This is a genomic window from Nostoc flagelliforme FACHB-838 (genome assembly GCF_014698065.1).
GTDB classification, from domain to species: Bacteria; Cyanobacteriota; Cyanobacteriia; order Cyanobacteriales; family Nostocaceae; genus Nostoc; species Nostoc flagelliforme_B.
Window position 1 is genome coordinate 13,879 of the sequence record NZ_JACJSI010000038.1, and the last position, 20,283, is coordinate 34,161.

Sequence of the window (20,283 nt, forward strand, 5' to 3'; positions counted from 1 at the left end):
CTTCCTATTTAGCAAACTGTGCGCTGCACCGGACTATTAAACCAGGAGACTACAGCAATGATGAAAGCTGAAGATATCATGACCAAAGACGTAGTTACCATTCGCGGTTCGGCAACTGTTGCTGAAGCAGTGGGGCTGATGAAGGACAAAGGATTGCGGGCGCTGGTTGTGGATTGTCGCCATGAGAATGATGCTTATGGCATTGTCACAGCAACGGATATTGTCTATAAGGTAACAGCCTACGGTAAAGACCCAAAGCAAGTGCGGGTTTACGAAATTATGAGCAAGCCCTGTATTGTAGTCAATCCTGATTTGGGTGTGGAATATGTAGCGCGGTTATTTGCTAATACTGGTATTCATAGAGCGCCTGTGATTCAAGGCAAATTGTTGGGCATTATCTCAATTACCGACATTTTGACAAAAAGCGACTTTGTGGAAGCGCCAAAAGCGCCACTGCTGGAGGAGAGAATTCAAAAAGCAATTCAGCAGGCTCGTGCTATTTGTACCGAACAAGGTGCTTATTCTAAACCTTGTGCAGCCGCGTGGGATGAAGTAGAAGAACTCCAGGCAGAAGCAGCTCATCAAAAAGCTGAGGGTATGATATCAGCCAAAGTCTCTTTTGAAGAATATTGTAAGGAAAATCCAGATGCACCGGGATGCCGGAATTATCATCCGTAATTCAGGTGTGGGGATGAGGAGATGAGGGAGCAGGGGGAGTAGGGGGAGCAGGGGGAGCAGGGGGAGTAGGGGAAGCAGGGGGAGCAGGGGAAGCAGGGGAGGAAGAATTTAACAATCTCGTCTTCGCTCTCAAAATTGAATAATTTAATTTCTGGAAGTCCCCAAGCAATCAATCATTATTCTTCCTCATCCCCCATCTTCCTCAATTTACCGTTTAGCAACTCGTATCAGTAAGAATAGACCTATTCCCAAAAAAACAAAGTTGGGCAACCAAGCCCCCATAAAGGGAGAGAGGACACCTGCTTGTGCGATCGCACCACTAATAAAGAAAATCAAATAGTACGAAAATATAACTATGACGCTAATCCCAAAACTGGTACCTCTTCCAGTTCGCTGGGGTATGCTTCCCATTGCTGCGCCTACTAAGCCAAAAACTACGCATACAAAGGGCAAGGAGATTTTTTGTTGAATCCTTACTTGAAGTTTACGAATTTTTTGGCGATCGCCACCAAGATATTCCACTTCTAGTTGATCTAATGCTTCGGCAATATTCATCTCCCCATAGTCTCGGCTTTTTTCTGCCAGACTTAATGGCGTGCGCGGTAGTTGCAGTTGTTGCTGTTCAAATCTAACGATGTTGCGATAAGAGCGATCGGCAGCGACAAAATAGATAGTACCGTTATAAAAATCCCAGACATTTTGCGAAGCATTCCACTGGGCAGATTCTGATACCAAAATTTGATTCAGACCTTTTGTTGAACGATCTATAATCGTCAAACCCGTCATACGCTTACCATCAAATTGGTCGGCGTAAAACAAGCGTGTCAATATCCGATTTTTAGAACCATCCGGCTGGGTAACATCTTGATATTCAGGATAAAAAATATTTTGCTGTTTAAAAGTTGGCTTGTCTGATTTAAGCGCTTTCTCCAGAGTCATCGCCGCTTGATAATTTGCTGCTGGTGCAATTTGTTCGTTAAACACAAATGTCATTCCTGTAACCACAAGACTTAACATCACAGCAGTTAGCACCATCCGATAGACACTCACGCCACAACCACGTAAGGCTATTAGTTCGCTCTCGCTAGAAAGACGACTGTAGGTCATCAAAGTAGCCAGCAGCGTAGACATGGGGAAGGCTAAAACAATAAAGTTGGGAAACTTTAACAAAAAAACTTGAATAGCAATGTCTATGGGTAGCCCAGATTCTACGATTTTTCTGACCAGATCAAACACAGCATCAATGGTAACGCCAATTGATGAAAAAGCTCCGACACCAAAGAAAAACGGCGCTAACAATTCGCTGGCAAGATAGCGATCCATGATCGTAAAAGGCAGCAGCGAATAGAGCCTATACAAAAACGTGAATTTCTTTGATATCATAAGCAACTTGAAAAGTTAAATATTGGCAACCGTGGCAAAGCAAAGCATATCTACTGCATTTAGGATCAAAATTAAATTTTATAATAGCTAAAAATTAACTAATAGATTTATGCTGAAGAATAAAAAATCCCAAATATCATTTGAAAATATTAACTAAATCATTGTTAATTTAGACTTGAAAGTTATCCCCTAAATAATATTGCCGCACCAGGGGGTTACTGTAGAGTTCCTCAGCAGCACCAAAAGCAAGGATTTGCCCCTCGCGCATGATGTAGGCGCGATCGGTTATGGCGAGGGTTTCGCGGACATTATGATCTGTAATTAATATTCCCATGCCGCGATCGCGCAGTTGTGCTACGATTTGTTGAATTTCTGAGACTGCGATCGGATCAACTCCCGCAAATGGTTCATCCAAAAGCAAAAATTTTGGCCCTTCTTGTCCAGCAGCCAAAGACCTTGCTAATTCCGTCCGCCGTCGCTCACCACCAGAAAGTTGAATTCCTTTACTGTTAGCTAATTTTTCCAACCGAAACTCCCGCAGTAAAGTTTTGAGCCGCCTTGGCCATTCCCATCGTGGCACATGAGTTTGCTCTAACACTAACAGAATATTGTCCTCTACCGAGAGTTGACGAAAAACACTTGCTTCTTGTGCTAGATAGCCAATACCCAGTTGCGCCCTTTTGTGCATTGGCATTCCTGTCACATCCATATTACCCAGCCAGACTTTTCCTTGATTGGGTTTTTCTAAACCTGTGGCAATGTAAAAAGTCGTCGTCTTACCAGCCCCATTGGGGCCTAGTAAACCAACGACTTCGCCCTGAGCAACAGAAAGGTTGACACGATTGACAATTACTCGCTTGCCATAAGATTTGTGAATATTCTCTAAAACAATTTTCACGCTGGAAGCACCCTTTCTTGGTGGTAAATGCTAATTAGAAGGTTTGAATGGTGGTGTGTTTGGGGCAGGTGTAGCAGTTTGTCCACCATTATCTGATTCCTCAATCATGTAGATGGACTCTACCTGACGGTTGGATTGGGGTAAGGCAACAAATCGTCCTTCATCAATTAAATAAGTTACCTTCTCAGCCCGTATACTGTTACCGCCCTGTTGCAAAATATAGACGTTGCCACTGAAATCAATTCGGCGTTCCTTACTAAAGTACTGTGCTTGGGCAGATGTTGCCTGAAGCTGGCGAGAAGGATACAACATTTGTACGTTACCGCGAGCGGTGATTACTTGATTTTTAGCGTCATATTCTTGCACATCAGCGCGGATAGTGAGGGGGCGATTCGCCTCAGATGTCTGTGCAGTAGCAGTTTGCACTTGAGTAGGGAATGCAAAAGTGCCCAAGAGTGCCGCTGGCAGCATTAAAGCTAATCCAAAGCGACGCATCTGTGATAAAAACAATTGAGAGCAGGGCATCATAGCAGTTTGGGATTCAGGATTTCAGCTTGTATTCTAATTATCTCAAGTACTTTATCCAGATATGAAATATACCATCTGGAGTGATTTACGATAACTACTGGCTGAAATAGTGACGCTACCCCTAACCTCAAGGTTTCAGGAAATTGGCATGAAATGCACTACAGCTTAAATATATTTAGAAATGGGAACTTTAAGCATCAACCTACGTAGAAACGCGAAATTTCGCATCTCTACGTAGGTTAATCAGGAGTTAGTACAATTCTAGGCAAAGATAAGACTTGATTTTCATCTAGATCACCAGATGTAATCTTTTCTGGCCCTATTTGCTGTAATGTCGTTAACAAAGCTGCACTCTGACTCAATAGCTCATCTACATCAACGCTACTGTAACTAGATGGGTAACGGCGTAGGCGATTGCTACCTTCTCCCAATAAAATTACGGCACCTCGCCAGTTGCGATTTTCCAAATGATACAGTGCCACCGCAATTTGGAGAATGCCTTGATAAAAGGTTTTTTCCGGTTCGCCAGCTTCAATCCACAAAGCCTCTAAAGTGTCATGACAAGCGTAGAACTGACCAGAATTGAACTGTTCTACGCCTTGCCAAAACTCTTGGGGGATGATTTCGCTCATCCCATGCTATCTCGTACTTCTTTGATTGTTTCAAGAGAGATTTCTTGTTTTTCTCCAGCAAACTCGTTGTCAGAGGTAAGGAACAACATACAATGACACTCTTTGCGTTCTCTCATTGGCACACAAGGACAGTTCCAATATGTAGCGTGAACCTCAGCTTCTTTATCTTCGTAGTGGCGACAGGGACATAAAGGCGCACCTAGTTCGTCTTTATGTTTAGCTAGTCCTTCAATCACAACTGCGGTAACAGAAGGTTCAGAACAGAAGTAGGTTCCAGTACGCTTGGCGTATTGTTCGGAAAAATGCCGCATTGCCTCTAGACTTTTATCGCTGGATTTTGTGTTATGTTCTGATGTGATCATGTTGGATCGGTCGCTCATAATTTAAATATTTCTTTGCATTGTAACTCAGCCTCGCTAGAGGATTACTGGGTGTATATCCCCAACCTTACCCGCTCAAATAATTTTTCCTTTGCTCAAAGGCTAATATGTCCGGTGTGCTGGGATCAGAGAAAATCTAGGAAATCGCAAAAGCTTAACTTGTGTGGGGACTGGTGGACAAGAGGACAAGGGGAATAACCCATGCCCAATGCCCAATGTTTGCAATTTATGAACGTAATGTTTTTTGTAGCTGGGGTTGTAGTGGGCGATCGCTCTGCAAAACTATACCAGGATGTTCCCAATTGATTACCTCTTGTTCTCCTGGTGAAGAAATATTTGACCACAAAACCCAGCGACTGCCTTGAGGAAGAGTAGCAAGGCTCAGGGGGTTTTGAGTCAGCCAAATCAAAGGATAGCTTTTAGGAACTACTGAACTGACATCTTCTAATGCTCTGGTTGCTGCCAGGGTTTCTAAAACATAGGCATCGCCTTTGATTAAATCTGTCAATGCTGTCCATAGTTGCACCTGTAATTGCTGTTGCTGCGCATAAAAATACAGCGAGGCTGCGGCAATTACTGCTTGTTCAAAGTTTTCTTCTTCCCAATTGCTAGCACTGTCAAGGGCAATAACTATTTCTTGTCCACCTGTAACCATTTCTAACTCCCGCACCCTTAATTCTCCATAACGAGCGCTAGTCCGCCAGTGAATCAAACGGGTGGGATCTCCTACACGATAAGGACGGAGCGATCGCACCAGCCCCGTTGTCGCTGTCTGCAACGGTCTACCACGAGGATCGCCCCTTTTGCTCTCTTCTTGCCCCATTTCATCTACTAGGGGACAGGTAGCCAAGGGTAACACTGTGGGATAGATGATCGCTGTGGCAGCACAATCACGCTGACGGCGACACCAGAATAATCCCAAAGGCGCACCAGAACCTAGTTCAACTCTATGCCAGCGATAAATGCCCCGGCGCACAGTAGGGTGGTAATATACCCAACGGTAACTACCTTGACTAGGAATTGTCTCAATTGCCTTTTTGACTGGTTTCCCTAAGACGAAGGGCAGTATATCTTCAACTTGCAATAAACTTACAGGCTGCTGTGTCTGATTGCGGATTTCTAACTCCACCGTTAGATCGTCGCCGGCTGATACTGGCTGCATGGGACGCCGGGTGATGGATAGACCTGTGAGCGATCGCGGCGGTAAGATGGCTGCTACACCCAAAAGGGCAAAACTGATGCCGCTAATAGCATACAGCCAACCAGCCATCGTATTGATACCTGCGCCAAAAAAACAAATAGCGGTTACTGCTAGTACCCAACCGCCATAAGCAGGGGCACTGGCGCGGGTTTCTAACCAATTGGTGATGGATTTGATAATTTTCATGTTTCTTTTTTAACCCAACACCATCTAAAATTCACAGTGTCTCAGGGGTTGCGCCTAATGTCCTTATCGAAACCGCTCTATAATTTGGTTTACGAGGTGGCGTTTGATCTGAAGCTATCGCTGCATCAATTTTTTCTCGTACATCCTCAATCTATTTAGCATCGACGCGATCGCAGTATTGATAATAAAAAAAGAATCCGACAGTAATTTTAGAATTAATTATTTATTTTTGAGAATACAGTAAAAATAATACCTTCTGGATGATTATCTTCGATGGTAATAGTACCAGAATGGTTAAGCTGCATCTACCTTATAACCGTAGTTTCATTAAGGTAAAGCTCAGAATTTATAGCTGCGTCATAATAATATACTCTCCTAAAAAACTCCATATTTTAAAATTGACGGGTTTATTGAGATAAATGTAAATAATGATACAACTAAATTTAAAAAATAATCATCATAGAAAATACTGATGTCCTTTAAAAATTTATAAACGAAAATATTATACGTATCTTTTTTAAATATGATTTGATTCAAGGTATCTATATATAATGTTAATTAACTCTCTCAGTTCTGATAATTTACAGCTAACTATCATTCGTCATCCGTTGATTGTTAACTCTGAGACTTTGCTTTCAAATGTGATTGCACTAATCAATGAAGCGTCAGGTAATTTTGATAGCTTGCCAATCCAGAATACCAATTATTTGAATAACTCAAGTAAAGGTGTAGATAGCAACACATCTCAAGCCACCAGTTGTGTTTTAGTTATGGAAAACTCGCAGTTGGTGGGGATAATTACACAGCGAGATTTAATTAAGCTGACAGCACAAGGAAAAAATATAGAGGGTATCAGTGTTGCCCAAGTCATGACAAGGGAGTTAATAACACTGAAGCTAAGAGATTTTAAAGATGTTTTTACTGCGTTGCATTTGCTGAGGCAACATCGAATTTGCCATCTGCCTATTATCGGTGAACAAGGAGAATTAATTGGATTAGTTACTCCTAGCAGTCTGCTGGCACTTTCTATTCTCCAAGCCGAACTGTACAATTGTACACGAGTTAAACTTGTAGAACGCCAGAGAATCGAGTCAGAACTGCGATTAGAGCGTAATTTTGTTTCTACTGTTTTGAATCTAGCAGATGCTCTGGTTATTGTACTAGATTTTCAAGGGAGAATTGTTCGCTTTAATCATACTTGCGAACAAGCGACGGGGTACACATTTGATAAAGTTAAAGGAAAATTTGTTTGGGATATGTTGCTGTTACCTGAAACAACAGAATGTATCAAAGGTATTTTTGAAAATTTAGCAGAGAGAGAATTTCCTCAACGTTACGAAACTAGTTTACTTACTAAAGATAACGATCGCCGCTTAATCTCTTGGTCAAATAAGGTCTTACTTAATCGAAATAATCAAGTTGAGTATATCGTTTGTACAGGTATTGACATCACCGAAAGCCGAAAAGTACAAGAGGAACTCAAGCAAACTCGCAATTTTTTGCAGTCGATGATTAATAATTTGCCTGTGGCAGTCTTTGTCAAAGATGCCAAGCTAGAAACCTTTGGGACATTCAAGCTCTGGAATCATACCTGCGAAAATATTTTTGGTATCACAGCAGAACAGGCTATTGGCAAAAAAGATTACGAATTATTTCCGAAAGAAGAAGCAGATTTTTTCCATGAAAAAGACCTAGAAACTTTTGCTAGCAGTGTACCTCAAGATATTTCTGAAGAATATATTGATAGTCCCACTTTTGGCAGAAGAATTTTGCACACGACTAAAATTCCTTTGTATGACAAAGACCAACAACCCGAATACCTATTGTGTATTTCCGAGGACATTACAGAATACAAACGAGCAGAAAAAAATCTGCAACAAGCAAAAGAGCAATTACAAACCGTTTTAGATGCAGTACCAGGGTTTGTTTCTTGGGTAAATGATGATGGATATTATTTAGGGGTTAATCGTCATTTAGCTGAAAGTTTTAACTTGACTAGCGACGTTTTTGTTGGTCAAGAACTGGGCTTTATGGAAAACAGCCCACAATTCACAGAATTTATGCGGGAATTTTTAGATAGGCAAGATGTAGCAGATTCTAGCATTATTGATGTCAATATAAACGGCAAGACACTTAATTATTTGCTCGTAGCTCAAAAATACCAACAAAATACAGCCGCTGTTGCAGTAGGAATTGATATTACAAAACGCAAACAAGCTGAAATAGCCTTACAAAGTTTGATAGAAAGTACAGCTTCTACAACTGGATGTGACTTTTTTCCCGCATTAGTTGAGCATATTTCTTCTACTTTAGATGTGCGTAACGCTTTGGTAACTGAGTTAATTGATGGGCAAGTTAACACGTTAGGATTTTGGTCTGATGGGCAGTTACAACCCAATATTTGCTATGACCCAAAATTAACGCCTTATGAAATTTTGCTTAAGCAAGGATTTTATTACTGTGGTTCGGGAATTCAGCAACTCTTCCCCGCTTCTGAAAGATTAACTGCTATGCAAGCGGAAAGTTTTATGGGAGTTATTTTAAGCGATGATTTTGGTCAGCCGATTGGCTCGTTATGTATTGTAGATGAAAAGCCCATACCTGACCACCAAAAATTTGAGGGAATTCTCAAAGTATTTGCAGCTAGAGCATCTGCCGAACTACAACGCCAACGAGCGCAAGAAGCTTTACAAAAGCTCAATCAAGATTTAGAAGTTAGAGTTAAGCAACGCACTTTAGATTTACAAAAAAGTGAGGCAGAGCTTAGGGCTATTTTTCATCAAGCAGCGGTGGGAATTAAATTAGAAACTTTAGATGGTGATTTTCTGAAAGTTAATCAAAATTTGTGTGAAGTATTAGGCTACAGTCAAGAAGAAATCCTCAAGAAAAATTTTAGAGATATCACACATTCAGATGATATCCAAGCACATCTAGATAATTTGCAACAATTAATAGCAGGAGAGGTAGAAACATTTTCTATAGAAAAGCGATATTTACATAAAACAGGTAATATAATCTGGGTAAATTTAACAGTTTCTCTAATTCGAGATCCCCTTGGCAAACCAATTTATGTAATTGGGGTAGTTAAAGATATACGCGAACGCAAACAAGCTGAAGAAAATATTTGTAAAGCTTTAGAAAAAGAAAAAGAACTGAGTGAATTGAAATCTCGCTTCATTTCTATGACCTCCCATGAGTTCCGAACTCCCTTGGCTGTAATCACTTCCTCTGCGGGAATATTAAAAACTTTTAGCCATAAACTAGATGAACAACAAAAGCAAAAACATCTTCAGTGCATTCAGACTTATGTTCAACATACTACTCAACTTTTAGATGATATTTTGCTAATTAATAAGGCTGAAGCTGGAAAGTTGGCATTTGAACCAACTTCTATTAATTTAGTTGATTTCTGCCGTTCTTTGGTAGAGGAAATCCAACTCAGTTTTCCCAACTATACTTTAGCCTTTTGCCACCTTTTCTTAGGCAATTCATCAATAGATAATTACTTTACGGCTTGTATAGACAAGAAACTTTTGCGACAAATACTGAGTAATTTGCTTTCAAATGCTGTCAAATACTCACCAGAGGGTAGCAATGTTCAAATTGATTTATTAATTCAAGAGAAAAGTGCAGTTTTTCTAATTAAAGATGAAGGTATTGGTATTTTACCAGAGGAACAGCAGAACTTATTTGAACCCTTCTACCGAGCTACTAATGTTGGTAATACGCCAGGAACTGGATTAGGCTTGGCAATAGTCAACAATTGTATAGACCTTCATAAAGGAAGAATTATCTTCGCTAGTCAGGTCGGAGTCGGTACGACATTTAGAGTGGAACTACCACTAATTACAAGCAATGCCCTCAATGAAAAAGATTTTATAGCAGCTCCATTTACTTCGTCTAATGATGCTTTTGAATGAAATGAAAAATTTACAAACATTACTAACCCCGGAGAATGCCAAGGTTATGCAAAACTTTAATTTACTGGAGCAAATAATGGATTATATTGTAATATTTCAGTACTAATACTTATAACAAAGATACGATTTTACGATATTATTGAAAGTTAAATTTTCTTGTTGAGCAAGATAAGCTTTATATGGATGCTATATCATGCTAAACCAATAAAACTAATTAATAATCGTCGATGAACACAATTTTAATCATAGAAGACGAACCTCAAGTAAGGGAAAACATTCAGGAAATTTTACAACTTTCCGATTTTGAAACTTTGATAGCTGTAAACGGTAAAATTGGATTAGAAATTGCTCAGTCAAAGTTACCAGATTTAATTATCTGTGACATTATGATGCCTGAATTAGATGGCTATAGTGTGTTGTCTGCTCTGCGTCAAAATGAAGCGACTACCAATATTCCTTTAATATTTGTTACTGCTAAAGCAGAGCGTTCAGATTTTCGTCAGGGGATGGATTTTGGGGCTGATGATTATTTGACTAAACCATTTACTCCTGAAGAATTACTGAGTGCGATCGCTTCTCGTCTTGAAAAACACGCTTTAGTTGAGCGGAAAGCTCAAGCCAAGCTAGACGAACTCAGAATGAATATTGCTCACTCATTACCTCACGAGCTAAATACTCCTTTAAATGGTATTCTCGGTATGTCACAGTTGTTAATAGAAAATTGTGATCTAATGTCTGGCTCTGATGAAGCCGAAATTGCAGAATTAATTTATACATCTGCCAATCGCTTGAATGCATTAGTTCAAAGGTTTTTATTATACAGTAATCTGGAATTAATTGCTAAAGATACTGACAAAATTCGTCAAATCCAAGAAAAAAAAGATAAATGTTTTGCTGAAAAAATTATTTGTGAAGTCGCTCTCAAAAAAGCTACAGAAAACTGTAGACAAAAAGATTTAAAGCTAGATATCCAAGAATCTTCAGTACAACTATCAGAAGATAACTTTAGTATTCTTGTTGAAGAATTACTAGATAATTCTTTTAAATTTTCTTTATCAAATAACGAAGTTCAAGTTAAGAGTAAGGTAGAAGGTAATAAATTTAATTTATATGTAATTGACAATGGTAAAGGGATGACAATTGAAGAGATTGGTAAAATTGGAGCTTTTGTACAATTTAATCGAAAGTTATGGGAACAACAAGGCTCTGGCTTAGGGCTAGCTATTGTTCAGCATATAGTTAAATTATATGGTGGTGAATTTACAATCAATAGCATTCCTCAAAAAGGTACTATTGTAAGTGTTTGTTTATCTTGCTAATAATCTGGCAAGTTTCAATTGAGCAGCAATTAAGCTCGTAGTCAGGACTTTTGCTAAAGTGCTTACTACAAATTATCAAAACTAATTTGACAAAGTACTAGGATATGTTTGCAAACATCAGTGATATCATGTTCGACTTAATACTTATGTCATTGCGAGCGTAGCGCGGCAATCCCAAACCTTTGCGATTGCTTCATTCCACTTCGTTGCATTCGCAATGACATATTATAAGTGATTTGTCGAACATGATATGAAGTAACAATTCAAAATTAAAAATTAATTATCCCCGAACTTTCCGATTAAACTTCGCTATCGCTGATTTAATTAGTTCGGGGAGTGTCAAACCAGAATACTCCCTAATGTAATAAGCTTCTCCCTGCGGCTTAAACTGATCAAATCACTACATTAGAGTTCAATTAACTTGAAGCCCCAAGGTTTGAGAGCCGCTAGAGCTAGTTCTGTATCTACACCTTCATAAGCCTCCCATTCCAAGGGGTGTTCTTTAGGATGTCCATCGCCGACATTACCTGCAACTTTGATTATCGGACAGTTTGCGATGCGATCGCGCTCCAACCCTTTGGGAATTGCTAGTTGGATTTTGTGACCGACAAACTTCGCTGTACTTTCATTAGCTACAGATTCACGGATTAAACAAATATCACCAGCAGTCCCCCAAGTAGTTTGGTAAATGTGGAGGAACGATATATAAGTTGCTGGTTTGATGGATCTTTTTAGAACGTGCATTATCTGTAATCCTTACACTATGAGTGAAAAATCATATAAGTATTTTCTATCACGTTCGTAGGGAAGAAGAATGTTTTTAACTCACTTTTTGCACCAAGCCCAGGCGATTTATAACGATTCTCATTTGAATGAGGTATACGCGTAATAGGGACGTACAGCTATGCTAACCTACTATGATAATCGCCTTGGGAAATTTTAGCTTACGACACGATTATTGCCCACATACTGACTCCCAACCCAATAGCTGCTAAGTGTTGCCAAAGGAGCGATAACTTCGCTAAACCCTTCAGTGTACACAGTGGTTGTTTTGCAATTTTTTGCGTTAATAATATAGTCAGCAGCACTGAAAAAATTATAGTTGTACCTTGCAAAAAGGCAATCACTGCTGGGTGAGCAACCAATATTGGCAATTGTTCACCACTCAAACCAAAAGTAGCAAAGGTAACAGGTAAAATCCGCCCACCTTCACTTAAGCCCAAACGCAGATAGTGAGCTAAGTTTCCCCCCAAAATTAATGGTAGATAGCTATATGCAAGTTCTACAAATGATCGAGGCTTAATCCAATTTTGAGATTTTGCGGAAAGTTTCAGCGCCGGAAGCAAAGGAACAGAACTTTCTAAGGCGGATTTTGGATTTTGGATTTTGGATTTTGCTGCTTCGATATAGTTCGCTAACCAGAAAAACACTTGTATCAGTTTGTAGACTGCAAAGGTAAAGGCTGCTGGGATAATTAACACTAAGAGTGATAATCCCAAATGCTGCCAAAACTGAGTTAAATCCAGTTGTAACCCTAACCAAGATTGTAACTCCGGCAAGCGATGCAGATATATACCACCCAACAGCAAAAACAATAATGCTACTTCATAGCTGCGGGGTACATGAGTTGTCCACAGTTCAATCGCAGGGGGACGCAAATTGAATTCAACGGAACGATGGGGACAGGCTTTGAGGCAAGTCATGCACAGTACGCAATCTCTGTTATCTTCTAACTGCGCTGGGTGAGAATACAAGGGACATCCATTAGTTTCCATCCCTTCGCCCTTTTGCGGCCCACCTTTATAGCACTGATACGTGGTACAACTGGCAGAACAAATACCTTGCTGTGCGCGGAGTTCCGTCATTGAGAGTTTGGCAAATAAACCATTCATCCCTCCAATGGGGCAAAGATAACGACACCAAAACCGCCGCTCAAAAAGAGCGGAAAAAATCATCGCCCCAGCAGTAATTAACAGCAACAAACAAGCACTAAGGTAGGCAGTATTTTCTAAATGCCAGAGTTCTTCCCATAAGAAAATTAGGGTGAACAAACCAAACATGAACCATCCGCCCCATTTCTCAGCTTGTTCTCTCGGCCAGCGCTTAAGTTTTCGAGGCCACAACCATAAAGATAACTTTTGGGTAATTTCTCCGTAAATCATGAAGGGACAAACAGAACACCAGATACGTCCCAAAAAAGGAAAGAGAAATAAGAAGAAAGGCCACCACCAAGCCCAAAAGAGATTTAATACGAAATTGCGATCGCGCGTTTGTGGCCCAATAAATAAAACTGCAACTGCGATCGCAAAAGCCGTTGCCGTAAAACCATAGTTAATGCGATCGGGCCACCAAGGACTACGTAAAAACAGCCGCAAACCAGGATAGGCGTTTAACAGATTCAGCCGAAATCGTTTTTTCTTAGTTTCGGCTGGCCAGAAAATTTCTTCTGTTAATTCATTGGCACCCTCTGCTTGCACGATCGCCCTTTCTACCAAATTTTTCAACTCTTTAAGGTTGCCAGGAAAATCATAAGACTGGAGGCGACGCAGAGCTTCTGGGGTGATGCGCGGTTTAGAAATACCTCTAGCCCGAACGTAGAGACTAGTATAATATTCAACCTGTGCCTGAATATCAGCTTTCCGCACCCGTAGCGGTGGTACTTTAATAATGTGACCAATACAGCGTTCAATTGTCGACTGAGTTTTTTCGGAAACAATTAGAATTCTGGCTTTACTGGCACGAGGTTCAGGTGCTGCTTCTCCTGAACGAGTCGCGGGAGTATATGTGCCAGTTGTGAGCAACTGCGTCACCGGAGGTAATAATTCTTCAGGCAATTCTTGGATGTTGTTGAGAACTAAAGTACCTTCTCCCAACCATTCCAAAAGTCCTGGTTTACCGCCAGCGCGACCGAATAAATCTGCACCGCTTGTTTGCAGAATACCGCAATTTACTTTAATAATTGGTTCTCGCCGTTTTGGAGAACCAAAGTGGATGAGGGCTGCTATATTGTCTTTTTCTAACCCTGGTTCTCCGAAAATATCCACAGATTTACGGTCAGCCGCCGCTTCTCGAATTTGCTCGCGCAGTTTTACTGCATAACGACTTGTACCGACAATTCCGCGTTGTGCTTTGGTGACTAAATAGGGTCGCAAAGCTACAGAACGTTCTTGTTCATAGCCAAGTGCAGATGTTGCCTGAGCTAATTCTTGAGCCAATTGACGCGAAAAAGCCTGAGCAATTTCGGGGTATTGGTTAACTAAAGGGCGAAATTTATCACCAGGCACAACCCACAAATGACAATCTGTCACCGTAGTAATTGTGAATGGAGTTAATTGATCCAACAGCAATTCTTTGAGTTCAATCACTGCTCCGGGGAGGAATCCACAAGCTAAGGCTGGGTTGGTTTGATTGGTGCTATTGCTTTCGAGTTGACCTTCTACAAGAATATAAAGGGCTTCTGGAGGAGTGCCTTCGCTAACTAAGTCAGTTTCGGCACTCACTACTTTTTCTTCAATTACTTGTGCGATCGCATTTAACACTTCAGGTGAGAGAATTCCTAAACTCGTCCGTTCTTGTAGCCATATAACCGTTTCTGGAGATGTCATCTTAAGTTCTCCGTGTAGGCTGCTGTATAAGAAGATTATCACTTGAAAGCCACATTAAAATATCTTCGTGTGGCGATGCATGACAACTTATATTATGTGCCTTGATAAGGTCAGCCCGAAACCTATGGAGACAAAAACCAATTGTGACTGCGGGGTTGATGTGACATCCGCTGATAGAACCAAAAGTATAGGCAGTAGTTAACAAACTTAAGCCAAAAGCGATCGCCACTCCAGTAACTCCAACCCAAGGTACTGCACCAGAGATAACCGCAGTACCCACGCCCTCGCTCCAAAATTCGTAGTGATAGTATGCTTGCCTTTATAATTATTCTCGTTCCTTTACAATGAATATTTCTTTTTCTGAAAGTCCTACGGGGCTTATACTCTGATGCATTCTACTTTTAGCTAGACTCGTTAATATTTAGATGCGTTTGCCTTGCTACGGATAGAGATCCCTGCTGCTGTTTTTGATTCCTTCTGATAGCCGCAGCAACTGACCCCGTTCTTAATTGGAGTATGTGCTGAGTCAGCTCGGATTGAGTCAGCAAATGCAATATGGCTGGAGTACAACAAGGACAAAACAATTGTTCAAGAGGAAGCATAACTATTACTGTCTCAGATTTGTATATTGAGTTAGGCATTAATGTTGCACTAACGACACCAGTATGTGTGACGAACTAATTCAGGGGACTCTTGCTAATCTTTCCGTTTTTCATGATGAGTTTAAAAGCTAAAATTCCACTATTCAACCGAATGGATAGCATAGCCAAAGTGTTGCAAATATCATTGATCCATTACGCTGCCGAATGGTACAAGCTATTCTCATCAGAGAAAATCTCCTTACACGTATATCAATCCTTTATGAAGGACAAGCACCTTTACTAGGGTATCCTCGCGCTGGGATTGCAGCACAAACATTAGAAAAACTCACTGCCGGTGCTATCTTTGCTGCCACAATCGCTATGTGTTATTAGTACCATTCAATTCAGAGGTAGTAGTTGCACCAACTGCCATTACTTGAGACCATTCACTGACGCGGTTGTTATCTAAGACAGCTCGCACTCGATAACCAAGCTGAATTTTATGCATTAACAAGATTACATCACGGTTGAGTAATCCTTGTGATTTTTGGTTTTCATTAGATGCAGCTTGTATACGAAAGCAGCGATCGCTTTGTCGTTTCAATTTGGGAGACTTGCCTTCCATAAGCACCGTTTGCAGTTCGTATGCTTCAGCTTCAGGATATGCATCCCAACAAAGTTGCCAGTAAGTCGACCAGCGAATTAACTCGGCTGGTAATTCCTCGACTTCATCCGACAATGTAGACACAAGTCCGATGACTGAAGGTTGTACCACTTGAGGCTGACTGGAGGTGATATCAGCAGTTACAGGGTTTATCAATCCTGGCTGCCCAACCTTCTGTGCAGCTATAGATGAACCATCATCAACAATTAGTATCAGCCCGAATATCAAAGTTAACAGCAGCATCAATCGTAGGCATTGTAATTGCACTAACGACAAGATTTTCAGATTCATAAAATTATGCAAAAGTTAATTGCTTAGGCATAAGCCAAGAAAAAAGATACCAGCCGTAATAAAAGAGATCCATGCTACACAACGAGCAGCTAAGAACACGGCTGGTATAGGGCTGAAAGCAGTCTCTCCTTACCACTCCACAGGTAGAATGATGCTGCCGTTGTCGGCATAGATTGTTCGAGAACGGATATGCGTTCTGGGAACTACTGTAGAATTGAAGACTGCGCTTCTTTGCCCAATTGCTGATCTGTTGCCAATGCTGGCGCGGAATATAACAGAGTTCGGCCCTAGCCCTACAGCATCACCTATGCTAGTTTCAGGGCCATCAGCAACACCATCGACAACCTGCCTACCGCCATGAACTAGAGCGCGAGGCCCATAACCAACTCCATTCCCAAGAGTCAAACTAGTGGTTTCTAATGCGTGAAAGACAACATCGTTTGCCATCCCAGTAATTGACCCAACATTAAAAGGTTCACCCTCATCAGCACGTAGCGAAATTCTATTAGCTAGTTTGTTGGTGAGTGTTGGTAAAGAATCTTGGAAAGTAAGATTACCGATAATGCGGTTACGATAGTTCGGATCACGAGTTGGACTTCCACCTATCTGCGGCAGACCTCCAGAATTAAAGAAGGTGACGGGAGCATAATTAATTCCTGTGACGTTTGTCAAGTCTGCCCTAGCTAAATCTGTGTAACCTTTGGCAAATGCTTCATTGACTTCAATAATGCCTTCCATTAATGCAACGTCTGCTTGTGTCAGGTTGACTACTTTCCCTGAAGTGCCGCTACTAGCTTGTAGAGTAGTTGTAACGTTTTTACCAGGCAAGACGACTTTACCAGCAGGTAAGGTAACACCAGGGCCAACTCGCGCGAGAAAGTTGACTACTGTGTTTTTTTCTATAGTTGCACCGTCTATTTCACAGTTGAAGGCGAGAAAAGTCTCTGGAACAGTGTTGCTAAACTGAGTATTGCTAACTGGGTCAGTAAAAGGTCCGGTGGAACCTTGAGTACCAATTTTAGCTGCACCTTTAACTACAGCCATGTGTGCCATAATCACACGCTCGCCAATTTGTACTCCCGTTCCTGAAGCTGTGATTTTCACTTGGTCTTGGGCATTAGAATCTGCTGCAATACTAATAGGAGCATTAGTAGCATCTAACTGGGCAAATGGAGCGACGTAGACTTTTTCGCCCAAGGTAATATTTGTGGGATTGGTGATTGTTGCTGTTGGGTCAACAAAACTAGCTGATTCGGAAGGTGCGGTACTTGGGCATATAGGTAGGTTTCCCACAGTTGGATTACACGTTCCTCCAGCAGCTACTGCGGGTTGTATATATATCTGTGTGCTGATGGCAAACGCTAGGATAATTGCGGTTAAAGCACTAAAAATTGTGCGAGGTTTGAACATGGAAAGAAAAGTCCTCACGGGTTATGGAATATTTAGCTATGGGATAATCTGCGCTCTTCAAGTAAAAGATATACTCAGGCACTCGCCTACAGTGGGCGAAACGCGATCGCAACCGCAGGAAGTACTAAAAAATTACTTACATTGCACTCGTCTTTATTTAGGCTCTTTCTCTGTTTAAGTATGAGAAATGCGGGTTAACCACCCCAATAACCTGACAATTTGAAGACTACTTGCAAGATAGATGATAGTAAGGAGTTCAAAAGTGGAACTGTAACTATCGTTGTTGCCCCAGCAGCCGCGTCATTGTAGACACTTTCCCAAGCTTCTGGCCCGGTAGTAGATTGTCCATGAACTTGTGTATTAACAGCTAACGTTAAGCCAAACGCAGCTAAACCAACTAGTATTGTGCGACGTTTCAACATTATTTCTTGATACCTAATAGTTCACCAAGTTTATTGGGTAAGGTAAGGCGAAAAGGTACAGGACATACTTAAACTTTCCGCTTTACCTAACCTAATAATTTTCAAATTTAAGCAAGTACAAATTGCTACATCTAGCAATTAACAATTTATTATAATGTTATTTGCTGTTTAACACTAGAGTTTTAGCTATTGAAAAAATTTATGGAAATAATAAAAATATTATTAAATTTATAATGGAAAGCTGTGTTGAAAATATAATGATTTGATTAAAAAACTCATCTATCTTAAGGAATAAAATTAGATTAATTGCTGCTAGTAAAAGATAATCATTATAAGTAAAAAATGATTTAACCTCTATCTTTGGGGGGATGAATATTTAAGCTGTATACTCAACAGCAGTTTAAAGAAGATAATAGACATCGATATGGTAATCTTATTTGATTTAAAAACTACTATTGGAGGGAGAAAATAGAGAAGAGATTTTTTTACTCATGCAACATCTGCAATTCAACGCTCCCGTTCTCCCTACCGTTGCCATACCCTGTCTTGAGAACAGCAACTGCTAACGCTTGGCAGTGATTAGATTGCTAGTGTTCGAGCAATTCATCTATGGTGCTACTTTTTCTTTAAACAGGTTCCCAGTCCTGATTGAAAAACTTGATCAGAAATTAAATTTATCCAATTGAAAACTGCTGTAACTTGTCACGACTCATGTGCGGCTATTGTACATTAATATCGGGGAATTGATCGGGAGAAATTATGGCAATTTATCTAGACTCGGCGATCGCATCTGAAGCTGAAGCTGTCAAGTTTTGGGGATGGGTGAAAGGTATTACAACAAATCCCACACTGTTGTCTCAAAGCGATACACCGCCAGAAACCACGCTCAAAAAATTGGTTCGCTTGACAAATGGCCCGTTATATTATCAACTTGTGGCATCTGATAAAGCTGGGATGCTAGCTGAAGGTAGAAAAGCTTTTGAGATTATTGGTTCCCAAACAATTTTGAAAATTCCCGCAACACCGTTAGGTTTTGAAGTGGTGGCAAGTCTATCCTCAGAAATTACTTGTTCAGTGACAGCAATTTACAGTGCAGCACAGGCAGCAGTAGCGCGGGAAGCAGGAGCTAAAATTGCCATAGCTTATGTAAATCGAGCTACGCGCTTGTTAGGCGATGGTATTGCTTTGGTGCAGGATATGGCTAGTGTACTCAAAGGCAGTAATACGGAAATATTGGCAGCTAGTATCAAATCGCCAGAAGAAGCTGCTGCTTCATTGCAAGCTGGGGCGCATCATTTGACTTTACCATTGGCAATGTTGCAGGCGATCGCAACTCATGAATTCTCACAAAAAACTGTTGAAGAATTTGCTAAAGGGGGTGTCGGTTTAAGTGGCGTTGTGTAATGGAGGCATGAATTGAGGTCATCTACTGTACAATGTCCCAATTCTGTAATTTTGAATTCTGACTCTACGAAATTTTACCGCAAACCCATGAAACATTTGTGCAAATTGCAATGATTCGGTTTTAGCTGTTTCTCTAACTGCTCATTTTTAGCCAACCAAACACCTGAGCTACAGTTAACTCCAAGTTTATCCTGGCTAACACTGGCAAACGCTCATCACCCTGCAAAAGTTCTGGTTGTTGATTTGGACGGAAGACCAAAATGGAACGATCTTCTGGGTCTATCAACCAACCTAATTGGCAATCATGATCTAAACAATAGAGAATATTGCCTGTAACTCGATTTGAACTTTGTTCGGGAGAAAGGATTTCAATTGTCCAGTCTGGAGAAAGTAAAAAATCATTGGGTGCTTCCCCATCAGCAGCAAAGGGAATACGCGACCAGTTGAAAACCGCTACATCAGGTACTATTGAGCGGATACCAAAACTACAGCGTAGTTCTGGAAAGGCATAAGCAATATGAAGGCTTTCGGCAACATCGTTAATGCTGTTGCATAGCCTTAACTGTAATCGGCTATGCTTCCCTTTTGGCATTGGCTTTTGAGTAATCTTACCATTAATGTAAACGCTTGCAGGCTTTGTTTCTGGTAACTTCAGAAACTCCTCCAGAGTCAGGGATTGGGTAATTACCGTAGACATGGCTCAGTCGAGAAAAGCAAAGGGGATATGTTTTAGTCTAGCAGTACCATAGTTTCAAAGACAGTTTCTACTTCTGGCTATGGC

The 20,283-nt window shown here is 40.7% G+C and carries 18 protein-coding genes; 5 read left to right on the forward strand and 13 right to left on the reverse strand.

Annotation, left to right across the window (positions count from 1 at the left end):
• Positions 1–57 precede the first annotated feature (57 nt).
• Positions 58–678, forward strand: a complete 621-nt coding sequence (locus H6G97_RS19130; protein ID WP_190942297.1) for a CP12 domain-containing protein — start codon at positions 58–60, stop codon at positions 676–678.
• 207 nt (positions 679–885) lie between these two features.
• Here H6G97_RS19130 and H6G97_RS19135 read toward each other — a convergent pair whose 3' ends face one another.
• From H6G97_RS19135 to H6G97_RS19160, 6 genes are all read right to left on the reverse strand, one after another.
• Positions 886–2,001 (reverse strand): LptF/LptG family permease, encoded by a 1,116-nt coding sequence (locus H6G97_RS19135; protein WP_190942339.1) that lies wholly within the window; start codon positions 1,999–2,001, stop codon positions 886–888.
• Between the two features lie 229 nt (positions 2,002–2,230).
• Positions 2,231–2,959 (reverse strand): LPS export ABC transporter ATP-binding protein, encoded by a 729-nt coding sequence (gene lptB / locus H6G97_RS19140; protein ID WP_190942298.1) that lies wholly within the window; start codon positions 2,957–2,959, stop codon positions 2,231–2,233.
• A 30-nt stretch (positions 2,960–2,989) separates the two neighbouring features.
• Positions 2,990–3,487, reverse strand: coding sequence for an LptA/OstA family protein (locus H6G97_RS19145; protein WP_190942299.1), 498 nt, complete (start codon positions 3,485–3,487; stop codon positions 2,990–2,992).
• A gap of 239 nt (positions 3,488–3,726) precedes the next feature.
• Positions 3,727–4,119, reverse strand: coding sequence for a DUF309 domain-containing protein (locus tag H6G97_RS19150; protein ID WP_190942300.1), 393 nt, complete (start codon positions 4,117–4,119; stop codon positions 3,727–3,729).
• Positions 4,116–4,481, reverse strand: a complete 366-nt coding sequence (locus H6G97_RS19155) for a ferredoxin thioredoxin reductase catalytic beta subunit (RefSeq protein WP_190942340.1) — start codon at positions 4,479–4,481, stop codon at positions 4,116–4,118. The genes H6G97_RS19150 and H6G97_RS19155 overlap by 4 nt, the downstream gene beginning before the upstream one ends.
• 244 nt (positions 4,482–4,725) lie before the next feature.
• Positions 4,726–5,886, reverse strand: a complete 1,161-nt coding sequence (locus H6G97_RS19160) for a DUF58 domain-containing protein (RefSeq protein WP_190942301.1) — start codon at positions 5,884–5,886, stop codon at positions 4,726–4,728.
• A gap of 551 nt (positions 5,887–6,437) precedes the next feature.
• On the opposite strand from H6G97_RS19160, the gene H6G97_RS19165 reads away from it, so the two are divergent.
• A complete protein-coding gene (locus H6G97_RS19165) occupies positions 6,438–9,806 on the forward strand; it encodes a PAS domain S-box protein (protein WP_190942302.1) in 3,369 nt (1,122 codons plus the stop codon).
• 227 nt (positions 9,807–10,033) lie between these two features.
• Complete coding sequence (locus H6G97_RS19170) at positions 10,034–11,125, forward strand: hybrid sensor histidine kinase/response regulator (RefSeq protein ID WP_190942303.1); 1,092 nt, start codon at positions 10,034–10,036, stop codon at positions 11,123–11,125.
• A 405-nt stretch (positions 11,126–11,530) separates the two neighbouring features.
• On the opposite strand, the gene H6G97_RS19175 is transcribed toward H6G97_RS19170, so the two are convergent.
• The 3 genes from H6G97_RS19175 to H6G97_RS19185 form a co-directional block, all read right to left on the reverse strand.
• Entirely contained in the window at positions 11,531–11,869 is a 339-nt protein-coding gene (locus H6G97_RS19175; RefSeq protein ID WP_190942304.1) for a hypothetical protein, read from the reverse strand.
• Between the two features lie 200 nt (positions 11,870–12,069).
• Positions 12,070–14,730, reverse strand: a complete 2,661-nt coding sequence (locus tag H6G97_RS19180; RefSeq protein WP_190942305.1) for an AAA-type ATPase lid domain-containing protein — start codon at positions 14,728–14,730, stop codon at positions 12,070–12,072.
• Position 14,731: 1 nt separating this feature from the next.
• Entirely contained in the window at positions 14,732–15,010 is a 279-nt protein-coding gene (locus tag H6G97_RS19185; RefSeq protein WP_190942306.1) for an aquaporin, read from the reverse strand.
• Positions 15,011–15,536: 526 nt separating this feature from the next.
• Between H6G97_RS19185 and H6G97_RS19190 the strand changes: the two genes are divergently transcribed.
• Positions 15,537–15,704, forward strand: coding sequence for a hypothetical protein (locus H6G97_RS19190; protein WP_190942307.1), 168 nt, complete (start codon positions 15,537–15,539; stop codon positions 15,702–15,704).
• Here H6G97_RS19190 and H6G97_RS19195 read toward each other — a convergent pair.
• The 3 genes from H6G97_RS19195 to H6G97_RS19205 all read right to left on the reverse strand — a co-directional run bounded on the left by H6G97_RS19195 (position 15,691) and on the right by H6G97_RS19205 (position 18,098).
• Positions 15,691–16,266 (reverse strand): hypothetical protein, encoded by a 576-nt coding sequence (locus H6G97_RS19195; RefSeq protein ID WP_190942308.1) that lies wholly within the window; start codon positions 16,264–16,266, stop codon positions 15,691–15,693. The two genes, H6G97_RS19190 and H6G97_RS19195, sit on opposite strands and share 14 nt — an antisense overlap.
• A 129-nt stretch (positions 16,267–16,395) precedes the next feature.
• Positions 16,396–17,676 carry an LbetaH domain-containing protein gene (locus H6G97_RS19200; protein WP_190942309.1) on the reverse strand — a complete coding sequence of 427 codons (1,281 nt, stop codon included), beginning with the start codon at positions 17,674–17,676 and terminating at the stop codon, positions 16,396–16,398.
• 194 nt (positions 17,677–17,870) lie between these two features.
• Positions 17,871–18,098 (reverse strand): hypothetical protein, encoded by a 228-nt coding sequence (locus H6G97_RS19205; protein WP_190942310.1) that lies wholly within the window; start codon positions 18,096–18,098, stop codon positions 17,871–17,873.
• A gap of 759 nt (positions 18,099–18,857) precedes the next feature.
• Here H6G97_RS19205 and H6G97_RS19210 point away from each other — a divergent pair.
• Entirely contained in the window at positions 18,858–19,502 is a 645-nt protein-coding gene (locus H6G97_RS19210) for a transaldolase family protein (protein ID WP_190942311.1), read from the forward strand.
• Positions 19,503–19,635: 133 nt separating this feature from the next.
• Here the strand turns inward: H6G97_RS19210 and H6G97_RS19215 are convergent, their stop codons facing one another.
• A complete protein-coding gene (locus H6G97_RS19215) occupies positions 19,636–20,199 on the reverse strand; it encodes a Uma2 family endonuclease (protein WP_190942312.1) in 564 nt (187 codons plus the stop codon).
• Positions 20,200–20,283: the final 84 nt, after the last annotated feature.

What these genes read in the sequence shown, in the direction of transcription:
- H6G97_RS19150 (WP_190942300.1), bottom strand. Translation starts at nt 4,119, where the DNA reads ATGAGCGAAATCATCCCCCAAGAGTTTTGGCAAGGCGTAGAACAGTTC.
- H6G97_RS19165 (WP_190942302.1), top strand. Translation starts at nt 6,438, where the DNA reads ATGTTAATTAACTCTCTCAGTTCTGATAATTTACAGCTAACTATCATT.
- H6G97_RS19180 (WP_190942305.1), bottom strand. Translation starts at nt 14,730, where the DNA reads ATGACATCTCCAGAAACGGTTATATGGCTACAAGAACGGACGAGTTTA.
- H6G97_RS19200 (WP_190942309.1), bottom strand. Translation starts at nt 17,676, where the DNA reads ATGTTCAAACCTCGCACAATTTTTAGTGCTTTAACCGCAATTATCCTA.
- H6G97_RS19170 (WP_190942303.1), top strand. Translation starts at nt 10,034, where the DNA reads ATGAACACAATTTTAATCATAGAAGACGAACCTCAAGTAAGGGAAAAC.
- H6G97_RS19145 (WP_190942299.1), bottom strand. Translation starts at nt 3,487, where the DNA reads ATGATGCCCTGCTCTCAATTGTTTTTATCACAGATGCGTCGCTTTGGA.
- H6G97_RS19155 (WP_190942340.1), bottom strand. Translation starts at nt 4,481, where the DNA reads ATGATCACATCAGAACATAACACAAAATCCAGCGATAAAAGTCTAGAG.
- H6G97_RS19195 (WP_190942308.1), bottom strand. Translation starts at nt 16,266, where the DNA reads ATGAATCTGAAAATCTTGTCGTTAGTGCAATTACAATGCCTACGATTG.
- H6G97_RS19130 (WP_190942297.1), top strand. Translation starts at nt 58, where the DNA reads ATGATGAAAGCTGAAGATATCATGACCAAAGACGTAGTTACCATTCGC.
- H6G97_RS19160 (WP_190942301.1), bottom strand. Translation starts at nt 5,886, where the DNA reads ATGAAAATTATCAAATCCATCACCAATTGGTTAGAAACCCGCGCCAGT.
- H6G97_RS19210 (WP_190942311.1), top strand. Translation starts at nt 18,858, where the DNA reads ATGGCAATTTATCTAGACTCGGCGATCGCATCTGAAGCTGAAGCTGTC.
- H6G97_RS19190 (WP_190942307.1), top strand. Translation starts at nt 15,537, where the DNA reads ATGGTACAAGCTATTCTCATCAGAGAAAATCTCCTTACACGTATATCA.
- H6G97_RS19175 (WP_190942304.1), bottom strand. Translation starts at nt 11,869, where the DNA reads ATGCACGTTCTAAAAAGATCCATCAAACCAGCAACTTATATATCGTTC.
- H6G97_RS19205 (WP_190942310.1), bottom strand. Translation starts at nt 18,098, where the DNA reads ATGTTGAAACGTCGCACAATACTAGTTGGTTTAGCTGCGTTTGGCTTA.
- H6G97_RS19215 (WP_190942312.1), bottom strand. Translation starts at nt 20,199, where the DNA reads ATGTCTACGGTAATTACCCAATCCCTGACTCTGGAGGAGTTTCTGAAG.
- H6G97_RS19135 (WP_190942339.1), bottom strand. Translation starts at nt 2,001, where the DNA reads ATGGATCGCTATCTTGCCAGCGAATTGTTAGCGCCGTTTTTCTTTGGT.